The organism is Kitasatospora sp. NPDC032150 (assembly GCF_055579945.1).
This window is the reverse complement of the sequence record NZ_JBVIMH010000120.1, coordinates 1-1,089: the sequence shown is the minus strand read 5'-3', so window position 1 is coordinate 1,089 and position 1,089 is coordinate 1. Positions and strand designations below refer to the sequence as shown.

General features: G+C 68.3%; 1 protein-coding gene. It reads left to right on the top strand.

Annotation, left to right across the window (positions count from 1 at the left end):
- The first annotated feature begins 209 nt into the window (after positions 1–209).
- Positions 210–674: a hypothetical protein gene (locus tag ACZ5ON_RS36105; RefSeq protein ID WP_465601865.1), complete on the top strand. Its 465-nt coding sequence runs from the start codon at positions 210–212 to the stop codon at positions 672–674.
- The last annotated feature ends 415 nt before the right edge of the window (positions 675–1,089 follow it).

The following is a 1,089-nucleotide window of genomic DNA, read 5'->3' as shown; positions in this document are numbered from 1 at the left end:
TGGCTTCTTCTTCCCCATGCTCTCCATGATGGACATCATCCTTACCGGGGCCGAAGCCCCTGATCAGGGGTGTCCGTCAAAGCGAATCAAGCCCAAAGATCGAGCAGGCCGGGTACCGATGGACTCCCCCGCCTCCGCTTCCGGTCCCGCGTAAAAGCGTCCCCGATCTGAGCGCGCGGCAGCGCATCGGCCTGCTGACGGGCTGGCCGGTGAAGACTCCCTCCGGTCGTCCGCCGCTTCCCCGCGAGGCGCGGGTTCTCAAGGCTCTGGACCGCGATGCGATCTTCGCCCTCTACGAGGAAGCCGGGCACCTGCGGCTGGGCCTGGGCGCGGGCAGTCCATGGCTGCGAGCTCACCTCGACACCAGCGGCCCCCATTACCTGTTCCCTGACCCCGCCGACTACTACTGGCCGGACGCGGGCCGGCGCTGGTGGCAGTGCCGGGTGCTGCTCAGGATGGTCGACGGCGAGCAGGTGAGCGGCTCGGTGGCCGTGCTCCCCGAGACCTTCAGCGCCCTGCCCTCGACGCTGCCGCGCCTCAGGCAACGCCGTCTGGCCCACATCGCTCGCGCCACGGAGCGGGACAGCTACCTGTGGGGCCGAGACCACAAGACACACTGCGGCCCAGAGCAATGTGGGTACCTACCGGCCGAGGCGGAGACCGGTTCGCCGTGACCGCAGCCGGGCTGGTGGGGAGCGGGGGAACATGTGGGCGCGCACATCGCGCCGCCCTGCGCCGCTTCCCGCACGCCGCCGCGCACTACGGCGAACTCATCGACGAACGAAACGTCCATCACGCGATCCGCACCGCCCTGCACAACGCAGGCACGGCGGAAAGCTAACGATGAGAGGTCCGAAGACGCGGGCAGTGCGCCGCCCGACCGTGGGGGTAGCCCGCCTTTCATACAGGGACCCGCTCTCGAGCGCACTTGTCGCCACGACAAGGGGTCTTCCCAGATCAGAGGGCATGTACGGCGGCTTGTGGTCGCACGGTGAGAAGCCGTTGTCTTTCCGATAGCGACGGGTGCGTTTCCGCTGGTCAGGCATGGTGCCGGTGCCTCGGTGGCAGAGACGGGGTGTCGTGTCGTCT